The sequence below is a fragment of the Cytophaga sp. FL35 genome (genome assembly GCF_014349235.1).
Classification (GTDB): Bacteria; Bacteroidota; Bacteroidia; order Flavobacteriales; family Flavobacteriaceae; genus Euzebyella.
On the sequence record NZ_JACSOH010000017.1, the window covers coordinates 1 to 15,614 of the forward strand.

Genomic DNA, 15,614 nt, shown 5'->3' on the forward strand with positions numbered 1-15,614 from the left:
GGCTGTGCTTTTTCCATCCCACAACCTTCGGCTTTTGTAAAAAGACTAAAATCGACCAGAGAGTCCCCACAATAGTGCATATCCACCGTGAACGACATTGTAGTGAACATCACTACAAATGCCATCAAAACAGATAGAACTTTATGGAAAACCCTTTTCATCAATGTAAAATTACAAATTTTTAACAGTTTTAATTGTAATTAACAGAACTTTAATCAGTTCGCTATCTTTCCAATTGTCTTCGACAGATTAGTTTAATTGGTAAACCACGACTGAATTTTCCTTAAAATTCGCGATGTAAAGACAGTTGTTATCGAATAAAACATCCGTGGGGTAATTAATATTCTCGGTCAATATTTGCACCAATATCCCATCACAGTTATAAATCAGCACCCTACTATTTTCCTGATCGGTAATTGCGAACTCACCTTCCCCCAATGCAATACCTGATGCGACATTGATTTTTTCAGTTTGACCAATGGTTTTTTGGTGTTCTCCATCAAATCCGAAGACCTGAACCCTATTATTATACGCATCGGCCACGTATATTTTTTCATCCTTCATCTTGACATCTATCGGATAGTACAGTTCCCCATCTTTGTGCCCCTGTTTGCCGATGGTAAAACTTTCGTTCGGTGTCTGTACAATGATTCGGTGGTTATAAAAATCAGCTACCAGAACAGTGTCCCCATATACCGAAATACCTGCCGGGGCCTGTGGCCGTTCGTTGATTTTTAAATCGTCTATTTTGCCCATTTTATATTGCCAGATGGTGTCCGTCAAAAATTCGGGAATAAACAGCGTATCATTATCAAAATGGATGTTCATCGGTCGTTGGATACCTGTAATGGAATCCAAGACCTTTCCGTCCCCGTCAATTTTGTAGAGCCTAAAATAATCCGGGTCGGAAAACCATATCGAGTTCCCATCTTTGGCCACCGCCAAGGGGCGGACTTCTTTGGGAAGCATAATCTTCCTTTCGAACTGCCATTGTTTCTCGGTCTTTTCACAACCTGATATAAGGATTAGCAAAAAAACGAGCGGAATACTATATGCCAATCTAAAATTCATACCAGTAGTTTGTTATCGTAATTATTATAACCAGAGATGTAACGATCCATAGCGTCCACGAATTGATGTGGTGTTTTGCCATTTCGTTCTGGCAGGAGTCCCCATCACACTTTTTCGAGTTCTTACCGTTTTTAAAGTGGGCGAACCCAAGGGCCCCGACCGAAAAAGTGGTCAGATAGGGCTGCACGGGATGTACCCAATCAAAATTTCCCCCTAAGAAGCCCAGTCCCGCCACGACCGACAATAAGGTCGGGGCCAAACAGCACATTAGGGGAAGAGTGGCGGCGACCAAGCTGGTGCCCAATACCATCTTGACAATAGCTTTCATAATACCTATATAATTTTGGATAGTACGATGGCCCATTGGCCCGGTAGGTTATCGTCCTCCTCATCTTGAACCGTGCCACTAACCGATGTCCTACCAACGGCCAATTTTTGAATCAATTCGGTAGGCGTATCCTGCGATACCGCAAACCTTTCTTTATCGGTCTCGATGAACCATTGGCCATCCTCTTTCGTTGCGTTACCCATTAGGGCCACTTCGGCTTTCTTTGCCGAAAAACCGTTCTTTTTGACCTCTTCCTGAATGCTGCGTAAGGTAAGTCCGTTCTTGTCGGCCAATCCCAAATACGCTTTTCCATCGTTCAGGCTGACGCGAACCTCCTGAAGCCCGTCCATCTTTTTCAGACCACGCTCCAGGCCATAGGCGCAAGGTGCACAGTCCATTCCATAGACTTCTTGGTCAACCTTGGCGATTTGGCCGCTTACCCTACCTATGCCAAGAATACCGATCATAACCATCATTTTGATATTTTTCATTTTAAAGACGTTTTAAATTTTACTCTTTTTATAACCAATAACTTAAATTTATCGCTATCCGATACTTTTCCTTTATCGTACCCGGTGTCAAATCCTGTACTACCGGAAACATCGCGCCAAAAGATATGCCCCAGACACCATACAGACCTAGGAATGATGGGCCGACCAAAACTTTTGTACTGCGCGAATCGCTAAAATCCAGTTGTCCATCAAATTTATTGTCACCCGGAAATTCGGCCAACGATTCTATAAAGATGCGCCAATCCGGTTTTGGGTAATCCCCCATAAAGATATTGGGCCGGTACCCCACAACGGCACTTGCGTAGAGTAGGTCGCCCAATTGTTCGCCATCTTTCTCAAAATAATATTGGTATCCGCCACCGATCCATCCATACCAAGTGCGCGAGGCATAGCCCGTTGAAATGGCCGCGTGTACCGAGTTGCCCACATTGGCCTGTCCCCTGACATCATCGGTCGGCGCAGAAACGCCCACGATGGCGGTGGACTCAAAGCGTTTTCCCACCCCAAAGGCGTTCGAGAAAAACCGGTACCAAAGGGAAGCCTCAATATCACCGTTGGCCGGCATATTGCTGTTGCCCCGTGTCCTTGGTGCATCACCCAACCGTTCTATCATCGTGGGGGTGGTCAGATTTATCTGCAGGTCTTCCGTAATGCCATAGGAAAACAGATAGCGTAGCATATAGGACGTTTCGTTTTCCGTACCCAGGCTCATCCCGGCCACGTTCAAATCGACCCCGCCTTTGGCAAGGGTGGGGGTCTGTAGACCATAGAGCGGGCCGTGGCCTTGGGCCATCGCCGTTCCTGTTACTGCCAATAGCAATATCAATTTTAGATAGCCAATGTTCAGCGATATTTTTGTGACTGTTCTGCAAATCATACTTGACCACTTTTTAATTATGATTGTCCAATTCCGGCTTCCATCAATCTTTCCTTGGTAATGGCCGAATCCTTACAGCAATCCAAGAGCTCACCGTTCACTACCACGGCGGGAACCTTCTTTATGCCGTATTCATCCAACTTATCAAGACAGGTCTTGTCTTCACATTGCTTGACCAGATTATAGGTCGTTACCTCACATCTGTCACAGGCCAGTTCCCTGATCATTTTGACCACCGGATCGCAGACCGGGCAATTGGCCGTAAAAACTTCTACTTGACGTTTCATACTTCTGTTTTTTTTTTACTGTTTAGATTTCATTGACTTGTCATTGGATCCAAACAACGAATCAAAGGTAGGTTGGTGGGTAGGGTGGTCTCCAAATAAAATTTCAAAAAAAATGACCCACATCGTGTGGGCCATCAAATCGGTTGTGATTGTGGGGGTCAATCATTTTTGTGGTTTTCGAGCTTGGCCTTTAACGTATCTATCTCCTTCATCTTTTCGGTCAGGTTGTCCAATTCCAAATCCGGAAACTGTTTTCTTATAAATTCGATACGGTCTTCATTACCACAATTTCCGGGGCAGGCCTCGACAGTTTCGGATATTTTTATGGCCAAAGCTTTTCGATAAACTTCGTCCAATAACAGGAAATGGGCTTTATCCAATCCTTTCTGCGCTGCCTTAAATTGAATCAGTATTTTTTCTGGGTCTGTATCCTCATCCAACATTTTTATGAGGCCACCTATTTGCCCATTTATACTTTGCAACCTTGTTTTTATGTCCTTGCTTAAATCTCGTGGTATCATCGATTTTAATATTTTGGCAATATATAATTGTACTGGGGGTGCTCTACAAATTTATCCTGAAATTATTCAACAACAACCAGAGCCTTCTTGTATCGGTGGGCAGGAAACCGTCCCATAAGAGCAAAAGACACAGCAATCGCCTTCCTTTGGTTTTAATATTTGATTGCAGTTTTCGCATTCATAGAAAAACTGACAGGCCGTTGTTAGCATTTGTTCATCTTCTTGATGACCACAGTTGGGGCATGTAATAGTAGAAATGAGATTTACTTCCATATTATTCCACAATTTTATAACCTGTGCTGTTAATCGCTTTTCGGATTGCGGGCAAATCGGTTTTGGTCTTATCATATTCCACTACGGTATTCGCACCTTCGTAACTGGCCTTGACTGATAATATGCCATCCAGTTTGTTTACTTCGCTCTCTACGTGGGCTTCACACCCTACACAGGTCATACCCTCAACATTAAAAGTGTGCTTTACAATATTGGATTGCGAGACATAGACAATGTCCTTACTCGGCTGTGCATAAAACATATTGGAGTAATATGGAAACGCCAGCATCAATCCCGCGAAAACCGTAATTACAAAAAGAAAGCTTTTGGTTTGCCAAAAGGAGGGTTTTATATCATCCTCACAGGCACAGTCAATTTCCTCCTGTGTTTTTGGTCGTAGTTTCTGGTACCAGGCAAAGACCAATACGAGTATAGTGATGCCGATAAGATAGGGCCGAAATGGTTCCACCCAAGAAAAGGTAGATGCGATGCCACTGGTTCCGGCAATCAATGCCAAAACCGGGGTTATACAACATAATGATGCCGCTATGGCCGTCAATATTCCTGCGTAGGCTACCTTCGAGGTTTTTCCTGTTTCCATTTTATGCTACCTTTTTATTTTTCTGAATTTTGGTAAATACATTTTCCAATACCTCATTGTGATTCTGGACCAATGAATAATACAGGGTCTGCCCCTCACGTCTCGAAGCAATCAATCCCACATCCTTCATTTTACGGATATGCTGCGAAATCGCAGGGACACTCATTTCGAGTATATCGGCAAAATCGCAGGGACAAAGCTCACCTTCCTCGTTCAACAAGAAAAGTATCTTTAACCGAGTTTCGTTACCGGCCAGGGCTAGCACTTTGCTGATTTCGACAATCGCCTCTGAGTTTGTTCCCAAGGTTTCGCGACAACGCATTATCTGCTTTTGGTCGGCCTCGGCGCGTGTACAACTTAATTCAAGTGCCATATTACTGTTTTTAACAAAGATATATTAATATAATTATTTAAGCAAATACTTAAATATATGAATAAATAATAATTTACTTCCAAATAAACTCAATATGTAAGCTCAATTTATTGTTATTTCCATTTGTCCATAACAATAAGCAATCGCTTCAATTGTAGCAGTTGATCTTCATTTTTGAAATATTCGTGCGCTAACATCCTTTTGAGTTGTGCAGTCGCTTCTTCTGAGGGAAAGCCTGAAGTCTCGCAAATTTTGTGAAACTTTTGCATTTGTTCAAGTTTGAATTTTGCTTTTTCAACAAAGCGTTCGGCATTCTCGTCCTGTTCATAGCTTGATTGAATTTCGAAATGTCTTTCAATCGTTCCCGGCTTACCAATTATCAATTTTTCCGCATTACTCTGGATGATTGCATTGGTAGTAAAAACGTAGTCCCTATCGTGAACCATTCTATTAATTCTGGTTTGACCGTCGGCTATACTGTTGGGAAAAATTTCCAGATAATATTTCGTGTCTAATGGTAAGGTTATTACCGAATCGGGATTAAACAGACCTTCGAATCGAGTTGAGTTTATACCACGAATCGAGACTGGATTATCGCAAGTAATTAAAGGCGCATTCGCGTCATCGATTCGATGTACATTTATTGTGCAATCGTATTTGAAGTCTACAAATTCTTTCCATCTTTCCAAATGATTAACTATGAATTTTAATCTATTCCGCTCTTTGAATTCGTGTCTAACCTTATCAATGTCCTTTTTATTGAACTCGTATTTTTCCTCTTCAAATGAGAACTTTACATCGCCGTTAGCATCTGCATAGAGCAACATCCTATCTAAAATCTGGTCAGTGAACGCATTCTGATGATTAAGAACTTTTGGGGTACGGAAGTAGAGCGATAAACAAACGTATAATACCTGTCTTTTTTGTTCAGGTGTCAGAACCATAACCTTTTCATCTATCAGTAAAGCATATATTTTCGGAAACTCGGAATCTACGTGTTCCGCATAGTGATGTTCCAAAGCATACTTCTTCTCGACTTCGGCATTGGGAATAGTGTAGAGATTCTTTTTGAAGCAGATGCTTTTCGTACTAATTTGCTCTAAGAGAAATTCGTCTTCTAATTTGTAGGCATCGACGAAATAGTTTCCTTTTTTACCTTCTACGCCAAAATTTTTAAGGTACGAGCGAGGGATGTAATGCTGTTTTAGTGGTTCATTTTTAGGCATAGCAGAATATAGTATTTATTTTAAAATATATCATTCCCACTTCTTTTTCTGCAACCGCACCGCATTAAAAATAGCCAACAAAGCTACACCCACATCGGCAAAAACCGCTTCCCACATAGTGGCCAATCCACCTGCACCAAGGATAAGCACAATTACTTTCACCCCAAATGCCAAGCCAATATTCTGCCAAACGATTTTTCGGGTAGAACGACCTATTTGAATAGCTCGTGCAATCTTGCTCGGTTGATCGGTCTGGATAATAACGTCTGCGGTCTCGATGGCGACATCGCTGCCCAGACCACCCATTGCGATACCCACTCCGCTAGCCGCTAAGACAGGGGCATCATTAATGCCATCGCCAATAAAAGCAACTCTGGTATCGGGCTGCTTTTTGAGCTTTTCGACTTCGTTGAGCTTATCTTCCGGTAGCAAACCACCCTTTGCCCAATCGATTTTTAATTCTTTTGCTATCTGTTGGGTTATGGAATCCTTATCGCCCGAAAGCATTATGATTTTTGAAATACCAGCCTCACGTATTTGTTTAATGGCTTGGTGGGCATCTTCCTTCAGTTCATCGGCAATTGTCACGTAGCCTGCAAATTTTCCGTCAATGGCGACCATGACGATAGATTCAACAATGCTATCGGTTTCAGAGGGAACGTCTATTCCGTTTGCGGTCATCAAAGCCTTGTTGCCCACCAGAACGATTTTCTCATTGACCGTTCCTTTCAATCCTTTTCCGGCTACTTCTGAAACTTCGGTCGCTTCAAAATCCGCACCGTCTGCCTTGTACTCCAAAATTGCTTTTGCGATGGGATGGGTGGATTGTTCTTCCATCGCCATCAGATATTGCATAAACTCCGCTTCCGAAAAAGCGGATTTATTGACCACTTTCTTAATCTTAAAGACCCCTTTGGTAACAGTTCCCGTTTTGTCCATTACCACTGTATTTACCTTGGTCATGGCATCCAAGAATGATGCGCCCTTGAACAGAATCCCATTACGGGATGCCGCACCTAGGCCACCGAAATAACCTAGGGGAATGGAAATGACCAATGCACAAGGACAGGAAATTACTAGGAATATCAATGCTCTATACAACCAATCCCTAAACACATAATCATCAACAAAAAAATAGGGCAAGAAAGTCAGGCCAATAGCAAGGAAAACAACGATAGGCGTATAAATCCTTGCGAACTTTCGGATAAACAATTCCGTCTTTGATTTACGTGCGGTGGCGTTCTGTACCATGTCCAGAATCCTGGCAATGGAACTATCCTTAAATTCCTTGGTCGTTTCCACTTCGATGACACCATCGAGATTTATGCTTCCTGCAAATACTTTTTCTCCGGTCGCAATAGTGGCAGGCTTGCTTTCGCCTGTTAAAGCTGCGGTATTAAACGACCCTTTCTCTGAAAGCAAAATACCGTCGAGAGGTACTTTCTCGCCCACGCGCACTTGAATTTTCTCGCCAATCTCGACGGTTTCAGGATTGACAGAGACAAAATCATCATCACGATAGGCCAAGGCTTCATTAGGGCGTACGTCGAGCAAAGCCTTGATGTTTCCCTTGGCACGGTTGACGGCGGCATTCTGGAACAGTTCGCCTACGGCATAGAACAACATCACGGCCACACCTTCGGGATATTCACCTATGGCAAATGCCCCCAAAGTAGCAATAGACATCAAGAAAAATTCCGTAAAGAAGTCGCCTTTTAAGATACTATTCCAACCTTCCTTGATTACAGGAAAACCTACGGGAATATAGGCTACCGTGTACCAAACGATTCTGACCCATCCCTTAAAGAAAGGAAAGGCATCGAAATAATCAATGGCGATACCGGCTATCAACATGACAAAGCTGAAAATCGCGGGTAAGTAAGTTCTGAATTTGGATGCTTCTTCCGGACTGCTGTGATTATGGCCGTCATCGTGACTGTGATCGCCCTGGTGTTTCTTAGGGTCTAAATCGCGTAGGTTTACTTTTTTCTTTTTCATAGATTATGATGCCATCCAAGCCATAGCCTGTGCTTTGTTTTCCAATTCAAAATATTTAGCGTCACTGCCCGTAAAGAAATCGGTAGCACTTGCTGCCCATTCCTGCCATTTCTTGTCACCTACAAATGCCATTTTTCCATAATCGTCGATATGTGCGGCATCAGTTTTTATATCTTCCCAAAAACCTTTGAGCGTGTAGCCTTCAAAGTCATCCATTTCAAAATAGAAGTCCACTTTATGGCCCTTATCGATGATTTGATGTATGCGGTCGTGAACGGTCTTTAAATTTTTTTCGTTCAATTTGCCCGACAACCTTGCGGCAATCAGGTTTTCTTTTTTCGTATCTATAAACTGTATCATAACTCATGATTTTTCAATGGTCAAAGTAAAGGTTTAAAGCGTGCAACGGAAGTGCATTTATTGCCCACTGCATTTCTCACAAATGCCTTTTAGAACCAAATTGGCATCCTCTGCGATGTACCCATCGGGAAGGTTGATGTACGGAATCTTATGTTCTGTCAAACAAACGGTCTCACCACAATTGACGCAGTGAAAATGAAGGTGTAGGTCTCGTTCCAATTCACAATTGCAGCCTTCCTCACATAATGCATACTTGGTCATGCCCGTGCTATCATCTATCTGATGTACTATGGCTTTATCTTCGAAAGTCTTAAGAGTTCTGTAAAATCAGAATCCGCATGTCCTGTTAATTGCCATAGATACTCAATAAAAAAATCCTTTTAGCTATTAGAAGCGAAACATGGGATTGTATTTTTGGCAAAAAGCCCTGAAATTTATCAGGGCTTTTTTGAATTGCTTATACAAGTTGTATATTTAATTATCAACTATTAGCTTAATCAATGTCGGCTTACCTTGATTCATTTCTACACCAAGGAAATAGACACCATCTCTTAATGTAGATGCGGGAATATCGTATGTACCGTCAGCGGATAGCACATCAGGTGCGTTGTAAACAGCTATATATCTTCCACCGACATCGTGCAAATAGATTTTTAAGACCACCATATCTGCTGGTGCATTGATGACTCTTATTTTGGCAACACCACCTTTTGAAGGATTTTCTGCCAAAATGACTTCCATTTTACCAGAGGTACCGTCGGTCACGGTAATGGACAAGGTGGCCGTGCTTGTACGGTTTCCCTCATCTGTGACAGTCAAGGTTACGGTATAAGTGTCAGCCTCATTATATGTGTAAATTGGATTCATTTCGGTGGAAGTCCCTCCATCTCCAAAATCCCATGCATAGGCCACAACCCCAACATCATCGCTAGAGTTACCACCCGTAAAAGTGACCTCTAGAGGTGCGACACCTGTTAAAGGAGCTGCTTCCGCGACTGCAACTGGAGGCATGTTTCCACCTTCAGAGCTGACCATAACAGTTACTTCATCAAAACCTGTTTCATTTTCATCATCTATGACAGTCAATCTAAACACATAACTACCTAAAACCAGATCACTAGCCGTCAGATCCGCAGTTGTTTCCCCGACCAAAGTGGCTGTAGTGGGACCGCTCACTTGTGTCCATTGATAGCCTGTAATCGAGCCACCATTGGGGTCGGTTCCTGAACCATTCAATGTGATACTATTGGAGGGAAGTACAACCGTCTGATCTTGACCGGCATCGGCAATAGGATCGTTGCTAACCGGTGGAGGCGTTGTATTTTCATATATTCTGGGTCCCATATGCTGTAACCAACCATTTGAAACCACATCAAGGTCACCATCATTGTCGATATCGGTAACCCTGGCACCATCGTGATGTTCTAAATTGAGTGACCCATCATCAATAATTTGTGTTTCCCAATCCCCTGTACTACAAAGGTCGTTCTCGAAAACAATCAATCTGCGGTCGGCCAACCACTCACCCACGACAATATCCTGATCTCCGTCAAAATCGAAATCAATGGCAAAAACGCTTAGACTTCCTGCAATATCGGTTGCAAGAATATTTCTTACCCAAGGCTGCGTTGGGTCCGCAGGTGCGGCAAACCAGGCAAATTCAGAGTTGTTCGGGTTGCTTCCCAATCCCAATTGGCCAACAACGGCATCCAAGTCACCATCCCTATCAAAATCGGCCAATTGTGCACGATCCGGAGTGGTAACGTAGGTAATTCCCGTGGAAAAAGTTTCCCAAGTACCCCCGCCATTATTCCTAAGCCAATTGACACCTTGAAAGAGATCCAGGTCACCATCTCCGTCTATATCACCGGCTTGAAGATCTTCTCCCGCAGAATCGGGGCTGATATCCACCAAACTCCACATACCTGTTGTCGGGTTCGCCGATGGAGTGAGCATTTGAACTGGTGATCCCGTAGATTCGGCACCATTCCAGTTAATGGCCATTTGATAACCGGCACCAAAATCGCCTCCGGCCAAACCCGCTAGAAATGGTTCACTATAATTGGTATTCCCAGCAGGTATATTCGTAAATACAGTGAAATTACCAGAACCATCGTTCTGAGCCCACAAAAGCTGGGCACTTTCATATTCGTTATCTGGGGCAATACCCAAGGCGGTGCCCAATAAATCAATATCTCCATCCCCGTCAAAGTCATGCACGTGGACCACATTTCCGAATGTTCCACCAATTGTACTTTTCTGCCAGTTACTGGAAGCCGATCCAGAATTTTTATACCACCAGCCACCAGTTACTATGTCCTTCAGTCCATCGCCATCCAAATCATCATCGGCAAAGGTATATACAGCAGTGTACGGGTTTTGATCTAGTTGATGAACTATCCAAGAGTCAGGAAAGTCAGTTTCATTACAGACCGATTGTTCTGTAACCGCAACCATCACTTCATCAAAAATACCTGTGGGCGAGTGATTGGCAAAGAAAAGTTCGACACGAATCGTATGACTGCCTATACTCAGATTGTCAAGTGGAATTGGGTCATGACTATAATAAGGTTCGACCATAACCCCATCTATATAGTAATGTATATGAGTGTCACCCTCTTGAATTGTCCAATTTTCCACCATGAATGCGACTTCGAATGGCTGATTGACACTCCATCCATTTTGGGGCGAGGTAATCATTATATCAGGTGTCGATGCAAAAGCATCTGGAGGTAATATTTCTATTGCGGACAATTTTGGATTTTCGTTGATCGATGTTAATGTGATACTCGCAAATCCATCAGTAATGGAAATATCGTCCAACTCCTTCTGGAGCGCTGTCGCAGGATCTACTTCTGCGGAGATGTCAAAATTGGTCAGTACGGGATTCCCTTCTATAGTCACGTTAAAAACACGTGTGCCGGGGCCACCAGGTACACTACCAATTCCAAAATACAGTTCGGCAAAATGTAAACGAATATCATATTCGCCAGATACGGGTACAGGAATTTCATATGAGAAGCTGCCGAAACGTTCTGTTTGATAAAGTTCGTCTTGCGTCGTACCATTTATGGGCATAGAGGCACTGAACAAGCTTCCACCTGTCGAATATTGATCCGCGATAAAAGTTTCGGCACCATATGTCAATTGGGGACCTCCCACGTTAATTCTAATAGAACTTATGATAGAAAATGAATAATCTTCTGTTACAATTGGTATACCAGAAATGTTTTGAACATCGTTAACGGTTAGATTGTAGGTCGTATCACCACTCAACGGAGAAACCGTTAAAAAAACGGTCAGTCCATCTGATTGCAAAACCGCGGAAGAAATGGCAATGCCATTGTCTATCACATAGTTTGAAACTTGATTCGCAGTAGCCGCGGTAACATACTCCGAAAATTGGACTTTGACCTGTGTAGAGCCCATTGCTTCAACAGAGGATATCTCAGGTGGAGAACTGTCGGTTGACACTCCATCTCCGATAAATTCCACATAATTCAGATTAAAGATATCTTGCGTGCCGCTAGTACTTTTAAATACAAAGAATAGATCATTTTTTCCGACAGGTGCCGAAAAGATAGATTCCACGGCCTGCCAATTGCCCAAGCCACCGGTTGAAGGTACCGTGGTGGTCGCCAAAAGAGTTCCTGTAGGGCTTCCCAACCTAAATTCTATGGTACCACCGGCAGTTGCTGCCGCCACCTTGTATTTAACAGCAGTCATGTTCAACAAATTGCGTTCTGAAAAAGAAATATACCCATTGTTGTCAACACTCAGGGCTTCGGATCCGCCCTCCAAAAAATCGGTATTTGTGATTATGGTGGTTCCATTTTGAGTGTCGAAGTACTCGGCTTCCTTGCGCTTTGGATGTAATAGGATTTGATCGAACGCCGTCAGCCCCCCCTGATCCGTGTAATTGGCATTCAAAACGTAGAAAATGTCCATCTCCCCCGTAATATCATGTCCGTCGTAGCCCAAATTAAAATTCTGGGTACAGCCTGTCATGGTTGCCAAATCATGAAAATGATTTAGGTGGCCAAGAGCAGGAACCACATTAACATCGTTGCAGTCAATTCCAGAACCGGTAGAACCGTCCTCGGTATCGGATACGATCAAATCTATCGATACATCATCTCCCCAACCGATGAATCCGCCGTCAGGAGGTAAATTATAAGAAAAAGTGGCGGCGGTATTGCCGGCATAGATAGTGATATTATTTACCCCAAATGCACCGCCTGGGTCGGTAACTGTCAATTTCACATTAAAGGTTCCTGCCGTATTGTATACATGGGTCGGGTTTTCGTCGTTGGAATCTGTATTTCCATCGCCATCAAAATCCCATTCATACGTTAAGGGTGTATCCCCATTCGGATCATTCGTTCCGGCACTGGAAAAATTAACCGTCAAGGGCAAAGGGCCACTATTCGGGTCAGCACTTATCATGACAGTCGGGGGTGCATTTGAAGTAATACCCGTATAATCAACCCTGATTAACTTACCAGTACCTGCATTTTGCGGGCAACAGCCAGCGCCGTAAGCCAAAATATACATCTTGCCGTCAGGGCCGAATTCCATGTCGATAAAACCGTCGCCAGACCCAGAGGGAAATACGGCCGGTGCGAACAAATCATTACTTATAATATTTCCTTGCGCATCCATTTCAACAGCCCAAATTTTACTGCTATTGAAGTCATAATAAAAGAAAATCTCATCGAACTCTACGGGAAATCTTTGGTCATCGGTCAGCGCACCATCATAATAATATCGAGGGCCGGCAAAATGACTTTTATGGAAAAATTCGAGCCAAGCCGGTTGGGCAGGAGGTAGAACAGTGGCCCCTGTATTCCATGTGGAAGTATTTTCAGGGGCAGCCGGGTCGTTGTAAAATGGTGACGGAGTACGATAGGCAACTTGATAGGCATCGTTGTCGACACCTGAAAAATATGGCCAGCCATAATTCCCCGATGCCTTTGTCAAGTTCATCTCGTCCAACCCTTCCGGGCCTAGAGCACTGGCGGCATTTGCGTCCGGGCCAACTTCTCCCCAAAACAGCCAATCCGTATTTTCTTTGTCGACAAAAATTCGATAAGGGTTTCTAGCACCCATAACATAGATTTCGGGTAGGGTATTCGGAGTACCAGCTGGAAACAGATTGCCTGCAGGTATGGTATAAGAACCATCGTTTTGGGGAGTTATCCGAAGGATTTTACCCCGCATATCGTTGGTATTGCTCGAGCTTTTCTCGGTAGTGGCAGAAATACTCGTCTCATTATGGGAGGCGTAGGCATCGCTGTAGTACGAATTGTCGCCTACTGCGATGTACAGGTTACCTTGCGAGTCAAAGGCCATATCCCCACCTGAATGGTAACTGATAATCCGTTGAGTACCCCACTCCAACATTACAATCTCGGAAGACATGTCCAGAACATCACCGTTCATGGTAAATCGGGATACCCTATTGGTCGACTGACCGAGCACAGCATAATGTAGATAAATGTAATTATTTGTGATAAAATCCGGGTCGAAAGCAATACCCAACAAACCTTCTTCGAACTCATGAAAGACCGGTACCGTTCCCGCTGAAACAGAGGTCTGGGTATCCGTTTTGTAAATTATTACTTCGCCGTACCGATCAAGGATAAAAATGCGCCCGTCCGGTGCGAATTGCATGGTTGTGGCATTGGCTAATCCTGTCAGCAACGGTACTTGTTGGAAATCGTCAGGCAATTGCCCTTTAACTGAAATGGAGCTTAATAAGGCAAGTGCCAATATCAGACCACCTACAATTTTGTTCGAAATGGAGCAAAATTTAGAATAATGGAGATGAAATATTGAAAAGAAAGCTGAGTTGCAAGCGCGAATAGTGTAGATTTTTTTCATAATCAATAATAGTTATTGCAATTTTATTAAAAGGCACTAATTGCAGGGGAAGTGGCATCAACTTACAAAGGTAACTTAATAACAACTTTAGGCCGAAATACCCCACTGATTTTCGTTAAAATCAAGTGTTTTTCGATAAATTACTAACATTCTCTTTATGATGTACTTAAAGTAAAAGGGTCTTTCCACTTTTGGTATCCTAGTATTAAAAACACTCCTTTTCAATTTATAGAAAATGACGGATTCAATATTGAAAATATATATAATTTTCTTTAGCTCCACTTCATCTTCTGCAATCGAACTGCATTGAATATCGCCAATAACGCCACACCAACATCAGCAAAAACGGCCTCCCACATCGTTGCCAAACCGCCTGCGCCGAGAATAAGAACGATAATTTCGCATAGTAAGCTATACCTAATATTTATTGGAGCATCTCATAGGTAGAAAGGCTACTTAACTATCAGCAATGGGGCCTTGGAGGCATACAACATTTTTTTTCTTAGCCCCTTTTTGAAAAGTGCCTCAAAAAATCCGTGTTCCCTGTAAAGCAAAACCAATAGGTCTATTGGGGTTTCAGTCAAAAATTTATCGATACCCTCTTCGGGTTTGTCTTCCTCGATAACTGTAAAGAACCATTGCTTAGGTACAAGAAGTTTGCCAAATCTTTCACGAATAAATGCTTTCTCCGGAACCCTTTCCTGTTCGTCCGCTATATGTACAAAGTGCAACTGTGCATTATAGTTTTCCAATAATCTGGACAATATTTCAAAATCTATTCTATTATCCGTACTATCCGTATCCACTGCGACCCCGATACGCTTATATGCAGTATAGCTGGCATCTTCAGGTACGGCCAGTACTGGACAAGATGCCTTTTGTGTCACCTTTTCGGTGACGGTTCCAATAAAAATTTCATCAAATCCTGAAGACGTGCCCTTGGTACCCATAACGACAAGTCTGGTATTCATTTCCTTAGCCAGGCCAGAAATCACATCGACCGTTGCCCCGAAACCGACCATTGCTTGAAATTCCAACTTGTCCAGTTCAGGAAAGCCTCTTAGAAACTTATCCAATTTTTCTTTATTGATTTTCTCCTCGGATGCCGTGGTATCTGCTACATTGTGTGCCATAGTTGCCATACCGATGGGCGTACCGGATGGATATGCCACTGAATAGGCGTGGACAAAAACCAGTTTTGATTTCAATTTTTGTGCTAGCCCAATTGCGTAGCTCACCGCATTTTTTGAAACCTGTGTAAAATCTACAGGTATTAAAATTCCGTCATCTTTCATATCATTTTG

The 15,614-nt window shown here is 43.0% G+C and carries 15 protein-coding genes and 1 pseudogene; all 16 read right to left on the reverse strand.

All coding sequences use genetic code 11. The annotated features are described in order from the left end of the window. Positions 1 to 161 (reverse strand): HYC_CC_PP family protein (locus BIZ36_RS21400; protein ID WP_502709167.1); only part of this gene is annotated, 161 nt, incomplete at its 3' end. Between the two features lie 88 nt (positions 162 to 249). Further along, positions 250 to 1,071, reverse strand: a complete 822-nt coding sequence (locus tag BIZ36_RS13915) for an NHL repeat-containing protein (protein WP_187458516.1) — start codon at positions 1,069 to 1,071, stop codon at positions 250 to 252. Further along, on the reverse strand, positions 1,061 to 1,399 hold the full coding sequence (locus BIZ36_RS13920) for a mercuric transporter MerT family protein (RefSeq protein ID WP_187458517.1): 339 nt from the start codon (positions 1,397 to 1,399) through the stop codon (positions 1,061 to 1,063). Before BIZ36_RS13920 ends, BIZ36_RS13915 begins: the two co-directional genes overlap by 11 nt. 5 nt (positions 1,400 to 1,404) lie before the next feature. After that, the gene (locus tag BIZ36_RS13925; RefSeq protein WP_187458518.1) at positions 1,405 to 1,890 is read right to left on the reverse strand and encodes a heavy-metal-associated domain-containing protein; all 486 of its coding nucleotides are present in this window, start codon (positions 1,888 to 1,890) and stop codon (positions 1,405 to 1,407) included. Positions 1,891 to 1,918: 28 nt separating this feature from the next. Further along, on the reverse strand, positions 1,919 to 2,788 hold the full coding sequence (locus tag BIZ36_RS13930; protein ID WP_286174799.1) for a hypothetical protein: 870 nt from the start codon (positions 2,786 to 2,788) through the stop codon (positions 1,919 to 1,921). Between the two features lie 17 nt (positions 2,789 to 2,805). After that, the gene (locus BIZ36_RS13935) at positions 2,806 to 3,075 is read right to left on the reverse strand and encodes a thioredoxin family protein (protein WP_187458519.1); all 270 of its coding nucleotides are present in this window, start codon (positions 3,073 to 3,075) and stop codon (positions 2,806 to 2,808) included. A gap of 158 nt (positions 3,076 to 3,233) precedes the next feature. Beyond that, positions 3,234 to 3,596, reverse strand: coding sequence for a metal-sensitive transcriptional regulator (locus BIZ36_RS13940; protein ID WP_187458520.1), 363 nt, complete (start codon positions 3,594 to 3,596; stop codon positions 3,234 to 3,236). A 66-nt stretch (positions 3,597 to 3,662) separates the two neighbouring features. Next, entirely contained in the window at positions 3,663 to 3,869 is a 207-nt protein-coding gene (locus BIZ36_RS21160; RefSeq protein ID WP_286174800.1) for a GDCCVxC domain-containing (seleno)protein, read from the reverse strand. Between the two features lies 1 nt (position 3,870). Continuing rightward, positions 3,871 to 4,470 (reverse strand): mercuric transport protein MerTP, encoded by a 600-nt coding sequence (gene merTP / locus BIZ36_RS13945; RefSeq protein ID WP_187458521.1) that lies wholly within the window; start codon positions 4,468 to 4,470, stop codon positions 3,871 to 3,873. A 1-nt stretch (position 4,471) separates the two neighbouring features. After that, positions 4,472 to 4,843, reverse strand: coding sequence for an ArsR/SmtB family transcription factor (locus tag BIZ36_RS13950; RefSeq protein WP_187458522.1), 372 nt, complete (start codon positions 4,841 to 4,843; stop codon positions 4,472 to 4,474). A 113-nt stretch (positions 4,844 to 4,956) separates the two neighbouring features. Then, entirely contained in the window at positions 4,957 to 6,069 is a 1,113-nt protein-coding gene (locus tag BIZ36_RS13955; protein ID WP_187458523.1) for a DUF4238 domain-containing protein, read from the reverse strand. 30 nt (positions 6,070 to 6,099) lie between these two features. Then, the gene (locus BIZ36_RS13960) at positions 6,100 to 8,067 is read right to left on the reverse strand and encodes a heavy metal translocating P-type ATPase (RefSeq protein ID WP_187458524.1); all 1,968 of its coding nucleotides are present in this window, start codon (positions 8,065 to 8,067) and stop codon (positions 6,100 to 6,102) included. Positions 8,068 to 8,070: 3 nt separating this feature from the next. Further along, the gene (locus BIZ36_RS13965) at positions 8,071 to 8,427 is read right to left on the reverse strand and encodes a SpoIIAA family protein (RefSeq protein WP_121848248.1); all 357 of its coding nucleotides are present in this window, start codon (positions 8,425 to 8,427) and stop codon (positions 8,071 to 8,073) included. Between the two features lie 57 nt (positions 8,428 to 8,484). Next, positions 8,485 to 8,739: pseudogene (locus BIZ36_RS13970) on the reverse strand (transcriptional repressor); the annotation flags it as partial. A 162-nt stretch (positions 8,740 to 8,901) separates the two neighbouring features. Further along, the gene (locus BIZ36_RS20905; protein WP_121848247.1) at positions 8,902 to 14,310 is read right to left on the reverse strand and encodes a PQQ-dependent sugar dehydrogenase; all 5,409 of its coding nucleotides are present in this window, start codon (positions 14,308 to 14,310) and stop codon (positions 8,902 to 8,904) included. Positions 14,311 to 14,762: 452 nt separating this feature from the next. Next, positions 14,763 to 15,605 (reverse strand): universal stress protein, encoded by an 843-nt coding sequence (locus tag BIZ36_RS14000; RefSeq protein WP_121848246.1) that lies wholly within the window; start codon positions 15,603 to 15,605, stop codon positions 14,763 to 14,765. Positions 15,606 to 15,614: the final 9 nt, after the last annotated feature.

Coding starts and splice junctions, on each gene's coding strand:
- BIZ36_RS13915 (WP_187458516.1), bottom strand. CDS start 1,071: ATGAATTTTAGATTGGCATATAGTATTCCGCTCGTTTTTTTGCTAATC.
- BIZ36_RS13920 (WP_187458517.1), bottom strand. CDS start 1,399: ATGAAAGCTATTGTCAAGATGGTATTGGGCACCAGCTTGGTCGCCGCC.
- BIZ36_RS13925 (WP_187458518.1), bottom strand. CDS start 1,890: ATGAAAAATATCAAAATGATGGTTATGATCGGTATTCTTGGCATAGGT.
- BIZ36_RS13930 (WP_286174799.1), bottom strand. CDS start 2,788: ATGATTTGCAGAACAGTCACAAAAATATCGCTGAACATTGGCTATCTA.
- BIZ36_RS13935 (WP_187458519.1), bottom strand. CDS start 3,075: ATGAAACGTCAAGTAGAAGTTTTTACGGCCAATTGCCCGGTCTGCGAT.
- BIZ36_RS13940 (WP_187458520.1), bottom strand. CDS start 3,596: ATGATACCACGAGATTTAAGCAAGGACATAAAAACAAGGTTGCAAAGT.
- BIZ36_RS21160 (WP_286174800.1), bottom strand. CDS start 3,869: ATGGAAGTAAATCTCATTTCTACTATTACATGCCCCAACTGTGGTCAT.
- merTP (WP_187458521.1), bottom strand. CDS start 4,470: ATGGAAACAGGAAAAACCTCGAAGGTAGCCTACGCAGGAATATTGACG.
- BIZ36_RS13950 (WP_187458522.1), bottom strand. CDS start 4,843: ATGGCACTTGAATTAAGTTGTACACGCGCCGAGGCCGACCAAAAGCAG.
- BIZ36_RS13955 (WP_187458523.1), bottom strand. CDS start 6,069: ATGCCTAAAAATGAACCACTAAAACAGCATTACATCCCTCGCTCGTAC.
- BIZ36_RS13960 (WP_187458524.1), bottom strand. CDS start 8,067: ATGAAAAAGAAAAAAGTAAACCTACGCGATTTAGACCCTAAGAAACAC.
- BIZ36_RS13965 (WP_121848248.1), bottom strand. CDS start 8,427: ATGATACAGTTTATAGATACGAAAAAAGAAAACCTGATTGCCGCAAGG.
- BIZ36_RS20905 (WP_121848247.1), bottom strand. CDS start 14,310: ATGAAAAAAATCTACACTATTCGCGCTTGCAACTCAGCTTTCTTTTCA.
- BIZ36_RS14000 (WP_121848246.1), bottom strand. CDS start 15,605: ATGAAAGATGACGGAATTTTAATACCTGTAGATTTTACACAGGTTTCA.